General features: G+C 71.8%; 16 protein-coding genes. 6 read left to right on the top strand and 10 right to left on the bottom strand.

Features of this window, described 5'->3' with window-relative positions; all coding sequences use genetic code 11:
- The first annotated feature begins 2 nt into the window (after window positions 1–2).
- On the top strand, window positions 3–332 hold the full coding sequence (locus tag DEJ25_RS02960; protein WP_110902238.1) for a metal-sulfur cluster assembly factor: 330 nt from the start codon (window positions 3–5) through the stop codon (window positions 330–332).
- A gap of 79 nt (window positions 333–411) precedes the next feature.
- Here the strand turns inward: DEJ25_RS02960 and DEJ25_RS02955 are convergent, their stop codons facing one another.
- Window positions 412–1,011 carry a biotin transporter BioY gene (locus tag DEJ25_RS02955; RefSeq protein ID WP_111043734.1) on the bottom strand — a complete coding sequence of 200 codons (600 nt, stop codon included), beginning with the start codon at window positions 1,009–1,011 and terminating at the stop codon, window positions 412–414.
- A gap of 114 nt (window positions 1,012–1,125) precedes the next feature.
- On the opposite strand from DEJ25_RS02955, the gene DEJ25_RS02950 reads away from it, so the two are divergent.
- Window positions 1,126–2,724, top strand: coding sequence for an ABC-F family ATP-binding cassette domain-containing protein (locus DEJ25_RS02950; RefSeq protein WP_110902240.1), 1,599 nt, complete (start codon window positions 1,126–1,128; stop codon window positions 2,722–2,724).
- Between the two features lie 95 nt (window positions 2,725–2,819).
- Here the strand turns inward: DEJ25_RS02950 and DEJ25_RS02945 are convergent, their stop codons facing one another.
- The 3 genes from DEJ25_RS02945 to DEJ25_RS02935 are packed head-to-tail and all read right to left on the bottom strand — an operon-like array spanning window position 2,820 to window position 4,596.
- Window positions 2,820–3,809, bottom strand: a complete 990-nt coding sequence (locus tag DEJ25_RS02945; protein ID WP_111043733.1) for an SURF1 family protein — start codon at window positions 3,807–3,809, stop codon at window positions 2,820–2,822.
- Window positions 3,806–4,081, bottom strand: coding sequence for a hypothetical protein (locus tag DEJ25_RS02940; protein WP_110902242.1), 276 nt, complete (start codon window positions 4,079–4,081; stop codon window positions 3,806–3,808). Before DEJ25_RS02940 ends, DEJ25_RS02945 begins: the two co-directional genes overlap by 4 nt.
- Complete coding sequence (locus tag DEJ25_RS02935) at window positions 4,081–4,596, bottom strand: DUF3099 domain-containing protein (RefSeq protein WP_220033158.1); 516 nt, start codon at window positions 4,594–4,596, stop codon at window positions 4,081–4,083. The genes DEJ25_RS02940 and DEJ25_RS02935 overlap by 1 nt, the downstream gene beginning before the upstream one ends.
- A gap of 165 nt (window positions 4,597–4,761) precedes the next feature.
- Between DEJ25_RS02935 and fabG the strand changes: the two genes are divergently transcribed.
- Complete coding sequence (gene fabG, locus DEJ25_RS02930) at window positions 4,762–5,475, top strand: 3-oxoacyl-ACP reductase FabG (protein ID WP_111043732.1); 714 nt, start codon at window positions 4,762–4,764, stop codon at window positions 5,473–5,475.
- 30 nt (window positions 5,476–5,505) lie between these two features.
- Here the strand turns inward: fabG and serB are convergent, their stop codons facing one another.
- Both serB and glgC read right to left on the bottom strand, forming a co-directional pair.
- Window positions 5,506–6,144: a phosphoserine phosphatase SerB gene (serB, locus tag DEJ25_RS02925; protein ID WP_111043731.1), complete on the bottom strand. Its 639-nt coding sequence runs from the start codon at window positions 6,142–6,144 to the stop codon at window positions 5,506–5,508.
- Window positions 6,145–6,211: 67 nt separating this feature from the next.
- Window positions 6,212–7,453, bottom strand: a complete 1,242-nt coding sequence (gene glgC / locus DEJ25_RS02920; RefSeq protein WP_110902493.1) for a glucose-1-phosphate adenylyltransferase — start codon at window positions 7,451–7,453, stop codon at window positions 6,212–6,214.
- A gap of 47 nt (window positions 7,454–7,500) precedes the next feature.
- Between glgC and glgA the strand changes: the two genes are divergently transcribed.
- The 3 genes from glgA to DEJ25_RS02905 all read left to right on the top strand — a co-directional run bounded on the left by glgA (window position 7,501) and on the right by DEJ25_RS02905 (window position 10,006).
- Window positions 7,501–8,697, top strand: coding sequence for a glycogen synthase (glgA, locus tag DEJ25_RS02915; RefSeq protein WP_110902245.1), 1,197 nt, complete (start codon window positions 7,501–7,503; stop codon window positions 8,695–8,697).
- 138 nt (window positions 8,698–8,835) lie between these two features.
- On the top strand, window positions 8,836–9,618 hold the full coding sequence (locus DEJ25_RS02910; protein WP_110902246.1) for an ABC transporter ATP-binding protein: 783 nt from the start codon (window positions 8,836–8,838) through the stop codon (window positions 9,616–9,618).
- Window positions 9,619–9,757: 139 nt separating this feature from the next.
- The gene (locus DEJ25_RS02905; RefSeq protein ID WP_071275272.1) at window positions 9,758–10,006 is read left to right on the top strand and encodes a type B 50S ribosomal protein L31; all 249 of its coding nucleotides are present in this window, start codon (window positions 9,758–9,760) and stop codon (window positions 10,004–10,006) included.
- Between the two features lie 70 nt (window positions 10,007–10,076).
- Here the strand turns inward: DEJ25_RS02905 and DEJ25_RS02900 are convergent, their stop codons facing one another.
- From DEJ25_RS02900 to DEJ25_RS16555, 4 genes are all read right to left on the bottom strand, one after another.
- On the bottom strand, window positions 10,077–10,892 hold the full coding sequence (locus tag DEJ25_RS02900; protein WP_111043730.1) for an HAD family hydrolase: 816 nt from the start codon (window positions 10,890–10,892) through the stop codon (window positions 10,077–10,079).
- A complete protein-coding gene (locus tag DEJ25_RS02895; RefSeq protein ID WP_258366400.1) occupies window positions 10,889–13,603 on the bottom strand; it encodes a phosphoribosyltransferase in 2,715 nt (904 codons plus the stop codon). The genes DEJ25_RS02900 and DEJ25_RS02895 overlap by 4 nt, the downstream gene beginning before the upstream one ends.
- Window positions 13,600–14,766 carry an HpcH/HpaI aldolase/citrate lyase family protein gene (locus DEJ25_RS02890; protein ID WP_110902248.1) on the bottom strand — a complete coding sequence of 389 codons (1,167 nt, stop codon included), beginning with the start codon at window positions 14,764–14,766 and terminating at the stop codon, window positions 13,600–13,602. Before DEJ25_RS02890 ends, DEJ25_RS02895 begins: the two co-directional genes overlap by 4 nt.
- 3 nt (window positions 14,767–14,769) lie before the next feature.
- The coding region (locus DEJ25_RS16555; protein ID WP_220033157.1) for a hypothetical protein at window positions 14,770–15,431 on the bottom strand (662 nt) is incomplete at its 5' end.

Raw genomic sequence — 15,431 nt, 5'->3', positions numbered from 1 at the left:
CGATGATCACCACACTGGCACCGCAGAAGTTCGACGAGGTCGTCGAGGGCCTGAAAGAGGTGCAGGACCCGGAGCTCGGCGTGAACATCGTCGACCTCGGCCTCATCTACGACCTGGCCTGGGACGACGAGGCGAGTGCGCTGATCATCAGCATGACGTTGACGAGCGCCGGCTGCCCGTTGACCGACGTCATCGAGAACGACACCGCGAACGCGCTGGACGGGATCGTCGACGCGTTCCGCATCAACTGGGTCTGGATGCCGCCGTGGGGTCCGGAGCGGATCACCGACGACGGTCGCGAGATGATGCGCGCACTCGGCTTCTCGATCTAGTCACGAGAGCCCGAGACGGACGGGAGGCCCGGTACCAGCTGGTACCGGGCCTCCCGTCCGTGCGTGGTGCGGAGTGCGCTCAGCGGCGGCCGAGCGCCTTCCACGCCAGGGGCAGCACGCCGGCCGCGATGAGCGCCTTCGCGACGCCGCCGACGACGAACGGGTACAGGCCCGCCGCGAGGACGGACTGGAGGTCGTTCGGGGCCCCGAGGGCGCCGAGGGCGACGGCGAGGTACGGCAGGCCGGTGACGAAGGGGATCGCGCTCGCGAGCAGCATCGCCACCGCCGCGCGCCCGACCTTGCGGTCCCAGTTGCGACGCGCGAGCCACCCGACGAGCCCGGCTGCCGGGACGAACCCGATGACGTACCCGAAGCTCGGCAGGGTGAGGGCGTGCAGGCCGCCTTGCGCTTCGGCGAAGAACGGCGCGCCAGCCAGTCCGACGACCGCGTAGACGAGCATCGACAGGACACCTCGGCGGGCACCGAGGGTCGCGCCGACGAGCACGACGGCGAGCGTCTGACCGGTCACGGGGACCGGCCACATCGGCACCTGGACCTGCGCCAGGACGGCGGTGAACAGCGCGCCGCCGGCGATCAGAGCCATGTCGGTGGCGATACCGTGCGTGCGCAGACGGTCGGCGAGGACTGCGCGGGGAGCGAACCCGGTGGCGTTCGTCATGGATTCTCCTAGAATGGACTGCTGGTCCTCTTCGGACCATCGGTCCCGTCAGCGTAGCGGTGCACCTCCCGCACACACCGTTGTGCACTTCCACCAACTGATTGGACCACCACTGTGCTTGCCGTGCACGACCTCGAGATCCGCGTCGGGGCTCGCCTCCTGATGGAGAACGTGTCCTTCCGCGTCGAGCGGGGTGACAAGATCGGCCTCGTCGGCCGCAACGGCGCGGGGAAGACCACCATGACCAAGGCCCTGGCGGGTGAAGCTGCCCCGACCGACGGCAAGATCGAGCGGTCGGGTGAGATCGGCTACCTGCCGCAGGACCCCCGTTCGGGCAACCCCGAGGACACCGCGCGCAAGCGCATCCTGGACGCCCGCGGCCTCGGCGAGCTCGTCGACGGCATCCGCAAGGCCACGCTCGACATGGCCAGCACGGACCCGGCCGTCGCCGAGAAGGCGATGAAGCGCTACTCGCGGCTCGACGACGAGTTCAACGCCCTGGGCGGCTACGCCGCCGAGGCGGAGGCAGCGTCGATCGCCTCCAACCTCAAGCTGCCGGACCGTATCCTCGACCAGCAGCTGAAGACGCTGTCCGGTGGGCAGCGGCGCCGCATCGAGCTCGCGCGCATCCTGTTCTCCGACGCGGACACGATGATCCTCGACGAGCCGACGAACCACCTCGACGCGGACTCCGTCGTGTGGTTGCGCGAGCACCTCAAGACCTACCCGGGCGGCGTGATCGTGATCTCCCACGACGTGGAACTCGTCGACGAGGTCGTCAACCGGGTCTTCTACCTGGACGCGAACCGCCAGGCGATCGACATCTACAACATGGGTTGGAAGCTGTACCAGCGGCAGCGCGCGGCCGACGAGGAGCGCCGCCGCAAGGAGCGGGCCGGTGCCGAGAAGAAGGCCGCGACGCTCAAGGACCAGGCTGCTCGGTTCGGCGCGAAGGCGTCGAAGGCGGCTGCGGCCCACCAGATGGTGGCGCGCGCCGACAAGCTGCTCGCGGGCCTCGAGGACGAGCGCGTCGCCGATCGGGTCGCGAAGATCCGCTTCCCCACCCCGGCTCCTTGTGGTCGAACGCCACTGATGGCCGAGGGGCTGTCGAAGTCCTACGGGTCGCTCGAGATCTTCGCGGGCGTCGACCTGGCGATCGACCGCGGTTCCCGCGTGGTCATCCTGGGCTTCAACGGTGCAGGCAAGACGACGCTGCTCCGCATCCTCGCCGGCGCGGACGCACCCGACACCGGCGAGATCCTGCCCGGCCACGGCTTGCGGATCGGTTACTACGCGCAGGAGCACGAGAACATCGACGTCAACCGAACGGTGATCGAGAACATGGTCTCCGCGTCGACGGACCTCAACGAGACCGAGGCGCGCCGCGTCCTGGGCTCGTTCCTGTTCACCGGCGACGACGGCTACAAGAAGGCAGGCGTGCTCTCCGGCGGTGAGAAGACCCGCCTGTCGCTCGCGATGATCGTCGTCTCGGGTGCGAACGTGCTGCTGCTCGACGAGCCCACGAACAACCTGGACCCGGCATCGCGTGAGGAGATCCTCAACGCGCTGGCGGGCTTCGAGGGCGCGGTCGTCCTCGTGTCCCACGACGCCGGCGCGGTCGAGGCGCTGAACCCCGAGCGCGTGCTGCTCCTGCCGGACGGCACCGAGGACCACTGGAACAAGGACTACGCGGAGCTCATCGAGCTCGCATGACGTGAGCGCGGCCCGCGGATGCGGAACCGGGACACAGACGGACGGGAGGCCCGTGGCCACGTCGCCACGGGCCTCCCGTCGGTCCGGTCAGCCCGTCAGCGACCGGACGTGAGCAGTTCGTCCTCGATCTCGGCGTCGGACTTCGGCTTCGCGTCCTTGCGGCGCTGCCGGTCCAAGGCCCGCTCGCGCTCTTCCGGGTCGTCCTGGTTGAGGTTCCGGTACTCCTGCACCATCACGTACGCCAGGAAGCCGAAGCCCCCGACGGCGAACAGGAACCACTGGATGAAGTAGCTGAGGTGCAGGCCGGTGTCGGCGCTCGGGCGGTCCCAGCCGAGGGGCGCCCGCTCCGACGGAGCGGGCGTCTCGCTGTCGAGCTGGCCGTACGCGCCGGTCCAGATCGGATGGCCGGCCTTGTCGGCGACGTCGGGCAGCGTGACGGACTGCACCTGATCGGTGTTCGCCGGGTCAGTGCGGCCGGGGATGCGTGGCTCGGACTGCTGCAGACGCACGACGACGGTGACGGTCCCCGTCGGGGGAGTCGGGATGCTGTCCGGCGCGTCCTGCTCGTTGCCGGTGGGCACCCAACCGCGGTCGACGACGAAGGCGCGACCCTCGGCAGTGACCAGGGGAGTGAGGACCTCGAACCCCGGCTGCCCGTTGTGCACGCGGTTGCGGACGAGGAGCTGGTGGTCGGTGTCGTACCGGCCGGTGACGCTCGCGCGAAGCCAGGTCAGGTCGTTGCTCCACGTCGCGGAGCGGGGGAGCACCTGGTCGATCGGGATGGGAGCGTGGTCGTAGTTCGCAGCGATCTGGTCGTTCTGGCGGACGGCCTCGTTCCGACGGTCCCATTGCCACATGCCGAACAGCGCGCAGACGACCGCGAACGCCACGGCGATGGCGAAGTAGCCGAGCCACCGACGGCTGCGGACGAAGTGCCAGCCGACGAAGGGCTCGGTGGGGAGACCGCCCTGATCGCCCTGATGGTCCGCAGTGGCGACGTCGGTCGTCGCGTCGTTGCCCGCCCGGCGGATCCGGGCCGCGTGGCGCCGGCCGTACCGGGAGCCGGGGTCGAAGCCCTCGGTCATCGCCCGTCACCCGCGACGCGCGCGGTGGTGTCGTCGAGGTCCTCCACGTCGTCGTCGATGCCGGTCACGCGCACGGGGAACGAGCGCGACCGCAGGTAATCGGCGAGGAAGTCGCAGTGGTCGTCGCAGGCGGCCCAGATCTTCACCCGGTCCTCCGCGTGGATGCGGGGGTTCCGCCAGTTCACCCGCCACGATGCCGTCGACGAGCAACCGGCCCGCGAACACACCGGCGTCGCGCCGGGTTCGGTGAACAGGTCGAAGGTCGATCCCATCAGCGGCGGCCGCCGTTCCGGGGCGACCAGACACGCGAGCGGTCGCCGTTGCGCTGCCAGTCCTCCTGGGCGCGCTGGGCCTGGTCGCGCAGACGCTCCTGCTCGGCACGGTAGGCCTGGGCTCGGGCCTCTTCCTGCTCGTCACGGAGGTGCGGGTCGACGGCGTCGTACAGCTCGATGGCACCACCCGGTCGCACCACGTCGCCACCGGTGCGGTTGCCTGCGTTCGCCAGCACGACCGCGACCCAGGGGACGACGGCGGCGGCGACGATGGGCAGGACGGCGATCCAGGAGTGCCATGCGCTCCAGATGAGCACGGCCGCGACGAAGCACACCACGCGGAAGGCCATCTGCCACACGTAGCGGGAGAGCCGGTGCGCGCGGTCGATCTCCGGGTTGTCCGGGAGCGTCGTGATGTTCTGGGCCGACATCGGCTCTGCGATCACGTGTTCCGGCGCGGAACGCTGGAGCTGGATGCGCGGGCCGCTCGGGTTCTGCTGGTTCTTGCGGTTCATGCGGTGGGGTCTCCGTCTGCCGACCTCCAGTTTACGCCCGGGTACCGACATCCGGCCGGTGGTGCGGGGACCGGCCGTCGGGGGATGCGCACCGGTAGGCTCGTCCGGGCGTGTCCGGACCCGCGGGTCCTGGCGCGCCAGCGACCACCAGCGAACGGAGCGACCATGACCACCCCCCGTACCGTCCTCATCACCGGCGGCAACCGCGGCATCGGCCACGCGCTGGCCGTACGGTTCGTCGCAGCCGGTCACCGGGTGGCCGTCACGTCGCGCAGCGGTCAGGGCGGCCCCGAGGGCGCGCTCACCGTGCAGGCCGACATCACCGACACCGCCTCGGTGGACCGCGCCTTCACCGAGGTCGAGGCAGCGCTCGGGCCGATCGAGGTCCTGGTCGCCAACGCCGGCATCACGAACGACCAGCTGCTGCTCCGGATGTCCGAGGAGGACTTCACGAGCGTCATCGACACCAACCTGACGGGCACCTTCCGGGTGGTCAAGCGCGCGACCAAGGGGATGATGAAGGCGAAGTTCGGCCGCATCGTCCTGATGTCGAGCGTCGTCGGGGCGTACGGGCAGATCGGGCAGGTCAACTACGCGTCGTCGAAAGCCGCGCTGGTCGGGATGGCCCGGTCCATCACGCGCGAGCTCGGCTCCCGCGGCATCACCGCGAACGTCGTCGCACCGGGCTTCATCCAGACCGACATGACGGCGGCGCTCTCGGACGAGCTGCAGGCCGAGTTCAAGAAGGCGATCCCCGCGGCACGGTACGGCAGCGTCGACGACGTCGCGGACGCCACGCTGTTCCTGGCCGGCGACGGCGCGGGCTACATCTCCGGCGCGGTCATCCCGGTCGACGGCGGCCTGGGCATGGGCCACTGAGCAGCTGAGCCGCCCGAGTGGCGGCGGGAGTCAGCCGCGCAGGCCGAGGGCCGCCAGCACGACGGACAGGTCGCGGTCGACGACGGCGACGTCCGCCTGCGCCCGCACCCGAGGCTTGGCGTCGAACGCGACGGCGAGACCGGCGATCGCCATCATCGCGAGGTCGTTCGCGCCGTCACCGACGGCGACCGTGCGGGCGAGCGGGACCCCGTCCGCCGCGGCCCAGGTCCGGAGCGTGTCCGCCTTGGCCTGCGCGTCGACGACCGCGCCCGCGACACGCCCGGTGAGCACGCCGTCCTGCGTGTCGAGGCGGTTCGCCCGGCAGTGGTCGAGCGCGAGACCGGCCGCGAAGGGGTCGAGCACCTCGTGGAAGCCCCCCGACACGACGCCGACCGTGCCGCCAGCGGCGTGTACCCGGCGCACCAACTCGTCGGCTCCGCGGGTGACGTGGACGGCTTGCTGCGCACGGGTGAACGTGTCGACCGGGAGGCCCGCCAACGTGGCGACCCGCGCCCGGAGGCTCTCGGCGAAGTCGATCTCGCCGCGCATGGCACGCTCCGTCACCGCCTGGACCTGTGGCCGGGTCCCCGCCGCGTCGGCCAGGAGCTCGATGACCTCGTCCTCGAGCAGGGTCGAGTCGGCATCGAGGACGACGAGGAAACGGGGCACACGACCACGGTAGCGGGGTCGGGTGCCCCGTGACGTCGTGCTGACGCGACGTGCGGAGGCTGCTCGCTCAGGCCTCGACGCGCACGCCCTTCCCGACGACGGTGATGCCCGAGTCGGTGACGGTGAACCCGCGGGCCTCGTCGGCCTCACGGTCGACGCCGACGTGCGCACCCGGTGCGAGGACGACGTCCTTGTCGAGGATGGCCCGGTTCACGATCGCGCCGGCACCGATGGTCGCGCGCTCGAAGACGATCGAGTCCAGGACCTTCGCCTGCGAGTCGATCGTCGCCCAGGGGCCGATGACGCTGCGCTCGACCTGGGCGCCGGAGAGCAGGCAGCCGAGCGAGACGATGGAGTCCACGGTCGCGCCGGTGTTGCCGTTCGCGTCACGGACGAACTTCGCCGGGGGCAGGTTCGTCTGCTGGTTGAAGATCGGCCAGTCCTGGTTGTACAGGTTGAAGACCGGGACCGGGGCGATGAGGTCCATGTGCGCGTCGAAGAACGAGTCGATCGTGCCCACGTCGCGCCAGTAGTACTTGTCGCGGTCGTTGGACCCGGGCACCTCGTTGCGCTGCAGGTCGTACACACCGGCGTCGCCGCGTGCGACGAAGTCCGGGATGATGTCGCCGCCCATGTCGTGGTCGGACGACTCGATCTGGCCGTCGCGGAGCACCGCGTCCACCAGGGCGTCGGCGTCGAAGACGTAGTTGCCCATGGACGCCAGGACCTCGTTCGGCGAGTCCGGCAGACCGGTGGCGTCCTTCGGCTTCTCGAGGAACGCCTCGATCCGGGTGGGGTCCGCGTCGTCGACCTTGATGACGCCGAACTGGTCCGCGAGCTCGATCGGCTGGCGGATCGCCGCGACGGTGGCGCTGCGTCCGGAGGCGATGTGCGCCTCCACCATCTGGGAGAAGTCCATGCGGTACACGTGGTCGGCGCCGACCACGACGACGATGTCGGGCCGCTCGTCGCGCATCAGGTTCAGGGACTGCAGGATCGCGTCGGCGGAGCCGGCGAACCACCGCTTGCCGAGCCGCTGCTGCGCGGGGACGGAGGCGACGTAGGAGCCGAGCAGCCCCTCCATGCGCCAGGTCTGGGAGACGTGCCGGTCGAGTGAGTGCGACTTGTACTGCGTCAGGACGACGATGCGCTGGAGCCCGGAGTTGACCAGGTTCGACAGCGCGAAGTCCACGAGGCGGAAGTTCCCACCGAACGGCACGGCCGGTTTCGCGCGGTCCGCGGTGAGCGGCATGAGTCGTTTGCCCTCGCCGCCGGCCAGGACGATGCCGAATACCTTCTTCGTTGCCATGTCGCTCACAGTAGGCGTCAGCACTGGGAAACCGTTACCTTGAACCCGTGCGAGTCGATCTACTGACCAGGGAGTATCCGCCGGAGGTCTACGGCGGTGCCGGAGTCCATGTTGCCCAGCTGACCGCGGCGCTGCGGTCGGGGACCGACACCGACGTGCGCGTCCGGGCGTTCGGCGGGTTCCGTGACGAACAGGGCGTGTGGGCCTACCGCACCCCGGCGGGCCTCGAACAGGCCAACGGCGCGCTGCAGGCGCTCGGCACCGACGTGCAGATCGCGGCCGACGTCGAGGGTGCCGACCTCGTGCACTCGCACACGTGGTACGCGAACTCGGCCGGACGCCTGGCGCAGCTGACGCACGGCATCCCGCACGTCGTCACGGCACACAGCCTCGAGCCGCTCCGTCCGTGGAAGGCCGAGCAGCTCGGCGGCGGGTACCGCCTGTCCAGCTGGATGGAACGCGAGGCGTTCACGAACGCGGACGGTGTCGTCGCGGTGTCGAAGGCGATGCGTGCGGACATCCTCCGCTCGTACCCGTCGATCGATCCGTCCCGCGTGAAGGTCGTCTACAACGGCATCGACATCGACGACTGGGCTCCCGACCGCGACGACGACGCCGTCCGCGCGCTCGGCATCGACCCGGACCGCCCCAGCGTGGTCTTCGTCGGTCGCATCACCCGCCAGAAGGGCCTGCCCTACCTGCTCCGCGCGGTGGCGTCGCTGCCTGAGGACGTCCAGGTCGTGCTCTGCGCCGGCGCGCCCGACACACCCGAGATCCTCGCCGAGGTCACGGGGCTGGTCGAAGACCTCCGGACCCGTCGGAACGGCGTGATCTGGATCGACCGGATGCTCGAGCACCGCGAGATCGTGCACGTCCTGTCGAGCGCGACCGTGTTCGTCTGCCCGTCGATCTACGAGCCGCTCGGCATCGTGAACCTCGAGGCCATGGCCTGCGGGATCCCGGTCGTCGGCACGAAGACCGGCGGGATCCCCGAGGTCGTCGCCGACGGCCTGACCGGCCGCATCGTCCCGATCGACCAGGCGACCGACGGCACGGGTACCCCCACGGACCCGGACCGGTACGTCGCCGACCTCGCCGCGACCCTCAACGAGGTGCTCGACGACCTCGGGCTCGCCAAGCTGATGGGCCGCGCCGGCCGGCTCCGCGTCGAGAGCGAGTTCACCTGGGGCGCCATCGCCACGAAGACCCGCGCCGTGTACGACGAGGTGCTCGCCGGGCGCTGACCGCGTCGCGCCGACTGACGGCCTGGAGGCCCGGTGCCGGTCCCCGAGACCGGCACCGGGCCTCCCGTCCGTCGCCCCTGGACAGCCGGGCGCGCGGCGCTGATGGGGGAGCCGACCGTGCTCGTCTAGGCTGGCGGCATGCCCTCGGTCGTGCGCTTGTCAGACGTCTCCGTGGTCCGTGACGGGTCCACCATCCTCGACGGGATCTCGTGGGAGGTGCAGGACGACGAGCGCTGGGTGGTGCTCGGCGCGAACGGTGCCGGCAAGACCACGCTGCTGCAGGTCGCGGGTGCGCAGACCTTCCCGACCTCCGGCGACGTCGAGGTCCTCGGGACCGGTCTCGGCGGCGCCGACCTGTTCGAACTCCGCCCCCGGATCGGCTTCGCGTCGACCGCCCTGGCGCGTCGCATCCCGATGACCGAGAAGGTCATCGACGTGGTCCTGACGGCCGCGTACTCGGTCACCGGCCGGTGGAACGAGGAGTACGAGGAGCTCGACGTCCGCCGTGCCCAGCGCGTGCTCGAGGAGTGGGGCCTCGGCGCCTTCACCGAGCGCAGTTTCGGGGAGCTCAGCGACGGCGAGCAGAAGCGGGTCCAGATCGCCCGTGCGGTGATGACCGACCCCGAGGTGCTGTTCCTCGACGAGCCGGCAGCGTCGCTCGACCTGGGCGCCCGCGAGAGTCTGGTGCGGACGCTCGGCGGCTACGCGCAGAGCCAGGACTCGCCGGCGATCGTCATCGTCACCCACCACGTCGAGGAGATCCCGGCGGGCTTCACCCACGCGCTCGTCCTCGCCGACGGCCACGTGCAGTCCGCCGGTCCGATCGCCGAGGTCCTGACCGCGGAGACGCTCTCCGCGGCGTTCGGTGTCGAGCTCACGGTGTCCCAGGACGCCGGGCGCTGGACCGCCCGCGCCGTCTGATCCGCCGGGGCCCGACTCCGGCCGGCCGCGACACGGCTCCGGACGCACCCGATCAGGGCCGTGGTCTGGTAACGTGGTCCGCTGGCGTAGGCCACACGACTTCCCATCTTCCGTCATCGCGATCCACCGAGGAATCCCCATGAAGACCGAAACCCACCCCGAGTACCGCGCCATCGTCTTCCGCGACCTGGCTTCCGGTGAGACGTTCCTGACGCGTTCGACCGCGAACAGCGACAAGACCATCGAGCTCGACGGTGCGACCTACCCGGTCATCGACGTCGAGATCTCGTCCGCGTCGCACCCGTTCTACACGGGCAAGCAGCGCATCCTCGACTCGGCCGGCCGCGTCGAGAAGTTCAACCAGCGCTTCAAGGGCTTCAGCAAGTAAGCAGCTCTGCTCCCTCTGGGAGTTCGAACGGGCGGTCCTCCTGCGGGAGGACCGCCCGTTCTGCGTCCAGTCAGGTCGTCATCTGGACGGTGGCGGCGGCTGCGAGCCCGACGAGCTCCTCACCGGCCATGACCCCGCGCGCCTGCGTGACGACGAGGTTCGGTGCCGTCCACCCCACCGCGTGCAACTCGCCGTGGGCCGGGCGGATCGCGACGTCCGCCCAGGCCAGCATCTCCCGGTCGAGCAGCGAGTCGCCCGCGGCGATCGTGCGGGTCGCTCCGGTGCGCTCGGCGACGGCCGCCAGGGCCCGTTCCTTCCGGATCGGCACCGGGACCGCGTAGAGCTTCCGCCCCTGCACGGACACCCGCCACCCGAGGTCGGCGAGTTCGGCCGCGAAGGCTTCCACAGCGGCATCGGGCAGCGCGGCCCGCTCGACGATGGCGTACACGAAGAGGTCCTCGGCGCGCCGGGTGCGGAGGACGGCACCCTCGGGCAGAGCCGTGGCCAGGCGGTGCTCGGCCTCGGGGAGCGGTGCCGACGTCGCCGCGATCTCCTCGCGGAGCGTGGCGGTCCAGGACTCGTCCGGTGTGCCGTCGTGCAGCACGACCGCGCCGTTCGTCGTGACGGCCCAGCCGGACGTCGGCAGCGGCAGACGGATCCGCTGGAACTGTGCGACCGTGCGGGTGGTCACCGGGACGACGACGGACGTCTCGGCCAGCGCCGCGAGTGCACGCTCCGCTGCTCGCGTCATGAACGACAGCGGCAAGCCCTGGTACACCTCGGTGACGACGAGCGAGGGTGCGTCCTCGTCGGGGCCGTCGAGCATGAGCGCGGCGGCGGAGTAGACGACGGTGCGGTCGAGGTCGAACCCGACGAGCGCGCTCACGCGACGCTCCCGGTGGTGCCGTCAGCGGTCCCGGTGTCCGACACGCGACTCCCGAGCGGGTGGATGAGCCCCACGCAGCTGTAGGACAGCTCGGGGCGGGTGACGACGGGCACGCCACGCTCACGGGCCAGCGCGACGACGTGCGCGACGTCGACGTCCTCCGGGTCGCGCACCAGGACCTGCCACGGCACGCGGCGGAGCAGCACCCGGGTGGTCTCGCCGACCCCCGGCTTGACCAGGTGCAGGTCGGTGATGCCGTACTCGGCACCGATCGCCTCGACCGTCCGCATGCCACGCCAGTCGACGGCCCGTGACGCCGGTCCGCCGTCGGCTGCCACGGCGGCGTCGACGCGGGGACGGACGGCGCTGAACCGGTCGGCGATGGTGGCGACGAACGAGCGGGAGTGGTCGCGGGGACCGAGCTCCCGGTACTGCTTCGCACCGTGCAGCGTGCCCTCCGGGGTCCACGCTCGGTTGAACACCGTGCGGGACACCAGGCCGGACACGGTGGAGTTGAGGCAGGCCGACGGCACCAGGTAGTCGTCGCGGGTGCCGTGCAGCGGTGTGCAGCCGGCCGGGTCGGCGAGGACCGCGAGTCCGTCGCCGAAGCGCACCCCGTCCGAGGCCGCGAACCGGTCGAGCGCGTCGGTCAGCTCGCGCGTGATGGCGCCCTTGCCCGTCCACCCGTCGACGAAGACGACCTGGGACGCGTCGTGGTGCGCGGCGAGCCAGCGGAGGGCCGTCTCGTCGATGCCGACCCCGCGGACGATGCTCGCCGTGTAGTGCTGCAGCCGGACACCGCGCTGCTGCTCGGCCCACCGGCGCATCAGGATCCCGACGGGCGTCCCGGCGCGCGCGAGCGAGACGAGCACCGCGTCCGGCCGGTCGAGGAGGACCAGGTCCGTGACGATCCCGACCGCCTCCGCGATCCGCTCCGCCGACCGCGCGAGGGCCTCCCGGTACAGCTCCTCGTAGGACTCCGACGGCACGTACTCGACGGGAAGCGACTCCGCGTAGTTGGCGCCCTCGAGCTGGATGGCGCGTTCCCGGTCGGCGGTGTCGGCCTCGAGGGCGGCGTCGGCGAGGTCCTGCAGCAGCCAGGTCACCTCGTCCGGCTCGTACGACCCGAAGGACGGCCCGGTGAGCGGACGGGGCGAGGACGCGGCAGCACCGGCGGGTTCGAGGGCGCTGTCCACGAGCAGCACCCGGGGCGTCACGGTGGCCAGGACGTCGAGCAGGCCGTCGGGACCCTCGAGCGACGATCGTTCGGTCCCCGGCTCGGGGATGACGACGACCGCGTCGAAGCCGTGCACGTTGTACGCGTACCGCTCGCCGGGACCGTCGACCGTGACGTCGTGGGACCGGTGCCGGATGCCGGACCGGATCGGCCAGGCCGGGGCGTCGAACACCGCGACGGGGGAGCGGGTGCTCGTCGAGGACCGGACGTCCGCCGTCGTCCGGCGGCGGAGTGCGTCTGCGACGGCGAGCGGCGTCGCCATGTGCTCCTCGGTCCCGAGGACCAGGACCCGGTCCGGCACCCGGCCGGACGTGTCGGTCAGGACCCGGGCGAGGTCGGCCGCGATGCCCTCGACGTCAGTCCGCGGGGTGCGGACGCGTAGGGCGGGCGTCCCGGTGCGGTCGACGACGGTCGGCGGGGCGGCGACGACGGTGACCGCGTCGGGACGGGAGGCGCGTGCCGGGCCTGGTGCGGGCCTCCCGTCCGCGGTCGGTCCGCTGTCGAGCGCCGTCGTGCCGTCCGGTGACGTCGTGCCGTCGGGTGACGTCGTGCTGTCCGGCGTCGTCGTGGTGAGGGGCGCCGCGGCCGAGGCGACGAGCTCCGCTGCCGTGTCGGTGAGACCGTCCGGGAGGGAGACGCGGCCACGGCCGAGGGCAACGACCGCGACGGGCGCGCCGAGCTCGGTCGCGAGGGCCTCGGTGGCGGCGACGTCCGCGTCGGAGCGGAGGTCGACGAGCGCGGCGACGACCCACTGTCGCTGCGGTGCGACGGCGTGTAAGGCGCGGATCGTGGCGCGGGCCGTCGCTCCGGTGCTCAGCTCGTCGTCGACCAGGACCACGGTGCCGTCGGCCGGCAGCCAGTCGTCCTCGGCGGGCAGCAGGCGGTGCGCCGTGGCGTGCGAGTGCGCCTCGTCGAAGCCGGCGGCCGGCGTCGTCCCGGGCGGGTCGTGGCGCGTCGAGTGCAGGTACCCGGCACCCAGGGCCTCGGCGACGGTCGCGCCGAGGGCGGTCGCGGTCTCCGCGAACCCGAGGACGAGGACGTCGGGCAGGGTCGGCCGGACCGCGGCCAGGTCGGTGCGGAGCGTCGTTGCGGCTCGGTGCAGGGCGTCGGACCCGTCGCCCGCATCCGTCGCGGTGTCGGTCGCCTGCTGCCGGTCGAGGACGACCCGGAGGCGCGCGGCGGCTCCGGCGTCGAGCCGAGCGCCGCCGTCCAGGACGTCGGCGACCCGGGCGCCGAGCGCCTCACCGGCGAGGAGCGCGACCGCGGGCACGGTCGGGACGTGCTTCGCGAGCACGGTGGACACGAGCAGATGCGCCCGTCTGGGGTTCCGACGGAGTGCGAGCCGGACGAGCGACGCCAGCGGCACGCCGGGTGCAGTGGGCACGATCGGCGCGTCGGTCAGGACCACGCCGAGCTCGTCCGGGCTCGGCAGGGCGGCCTCCGTCGTCGCGGTCGTCGAGGTGGTCGTGGTCACGGGAGGCTCCGCTCGAGCAGGTCGACGTAGGTCACGTCCGGGGCCGCCACACCGAACGCCCGGGCGCGGAGCATGGTGCGCTCCGCCCAGGCGTGGTGCGGTTTCATCTCGTTCATCTTGTTGCCGTAGCGGGAGGCGGCGACCCCGCCCGTGGCGTTCGCGAGCACGTCGGACGCGTCGGAGAACTCCTCGTCACTGACCACCGACATCGCGTGGACGAGGGGCACGTGGCGCGGGTGGATGACCGTCTTGCCGGTCAGGCCGTTCGCGCGGTCGAGGGTGACCTCGCGGAGGAGCCCGTCGAAGCCCTCGAGGAGCAGCTGCCGGCGGAGCGCCAGGTCCCCGGCCTCCTGGAACGGCGTGGTGCGCAACTGCGTGCGGAACACCCGGTCGGAGTCGGGGTAGTGCTCCCACACCGGCCCGGCGACCACGAAGCCGTCCCTCGCCCGACCGAGGACGTTGACCACGTCGCCGATCACGGACGCCAACACCTGCACGTCGTACACGGTCAGGTGCGAGGGACGCCGGAGGCCGTACACGCTCGAGAGGTCCGTCGCCCCGATGCGCACCGCCAGGACGTCGTCCCGTCGTTCGAGCAGCAGGTCGTGGACGTCGGCCAGGGCCTCGGTGCGCGACTCACGGTGCATGATCGCGGGGGACTCGAGGATCGGCATCACGAGCAGACGGCGGCCGGGTGCCCGCCCCTCGTTCGCGGCGTCGAGGACCGCGAACCACGCTGCGCCGGCACCGTCGGGGTCCTCGAACTTCGGCAGGACGATCCCGGCCAGGACGTCGAGCGCTCGACTGCCGAAGCGGTCGAGCAGCCGTGCGAAGTGCTCCGGCGTCCGGACCCGGAGGAACAGCTGTGGCAGCATCGCCGGGTCGAGGTCCTCCGCGAGGATCCGCAGCGCGGCCTCGACGTTCGCCTCGGCCGTGGGCAGGTCGTCGTCGGCGACGGAGTCCTCCAGGCAGAGGACGATCGACCCCGCGCCGAGCTCCGTCTGCCGACGGACGTCACGCACCAGGTCCGGACGGACCCCCGGCGTGTACAGGGTCGCCCCGAGTGCCACCGCGCGGAGGTCCTGCGGGCTGTCCCGCGTCACGTCCTCGGGTGGTCGGAGGAAGAGCGGTTCCTGATCGGCGATGTTGGCGAAGTGGCGCACGGATCAGACTCCGACGGTCGGGGCGGACAGGACGAACCCGAACGCGGCGAACACGTCACCGTCGTGGGTGGCCCGGGGGAACGGCTCGGCGCGGAGCTCGAGTTCGCCGTCGATGACGGAGAGCGCCAGGATCGTGGTGGTGTCGGCGTCGCCGGGGTCGACCGCCAGGGTGGTGCCGTCGTGCAGGGCGACGACGAGACGGTCCGACCCGCGGCCCATCACGAGTGCCCGCCGCAGTTCGCGGACGTGGCGGAGGGCGACCAGGACGTCGGAGCCGTCGTAGCCGACCAGGGGGCGGTTGCCACGGGTCGTCACGGCGCGCCCGGCGGTCGCGCCGTCAGCGGTCGCCGCGCCGACCACGTGGTCGACCGACTCCCACGCAGCACTCGTCGAACCGGTGATCCGGAGTGCTCCGACGGCGGAGCGGCGGCGGTCGATGCGGACCACCAGGTCCTCGGGTCCGAGCACGCGGACGTCGCGGGGGTCTGGTGCGGGGAACGGTCGGATCCGGGAGGCCCGTTCCCGCAGTCGGCGTGCGACACGGTCGGAACGGGGCGGGGTCGCGCCGGGTTCGGCCGCGGAGGCCGACGGTGCGGTCGAGCTGCGCTGGTCCGGCGTCCGGACCGCCGACGGTGCGGGCTGCCGCCCGGAGGACAGGCTCAGCC

Source organism: Curtobacterium sp. MCPF17_011, from assembly GCF_003234145.1.
Classification (GTDB): Bacteria; Actinomycetota; Actinomycetes; order Actinomycetales; family Microbacteriaceae; genus Curtobacterium.
Note: the sequence above shows the minus strand (reverse complement) of the source record. Positions and strands in the feature narration are given on the sequence as shown.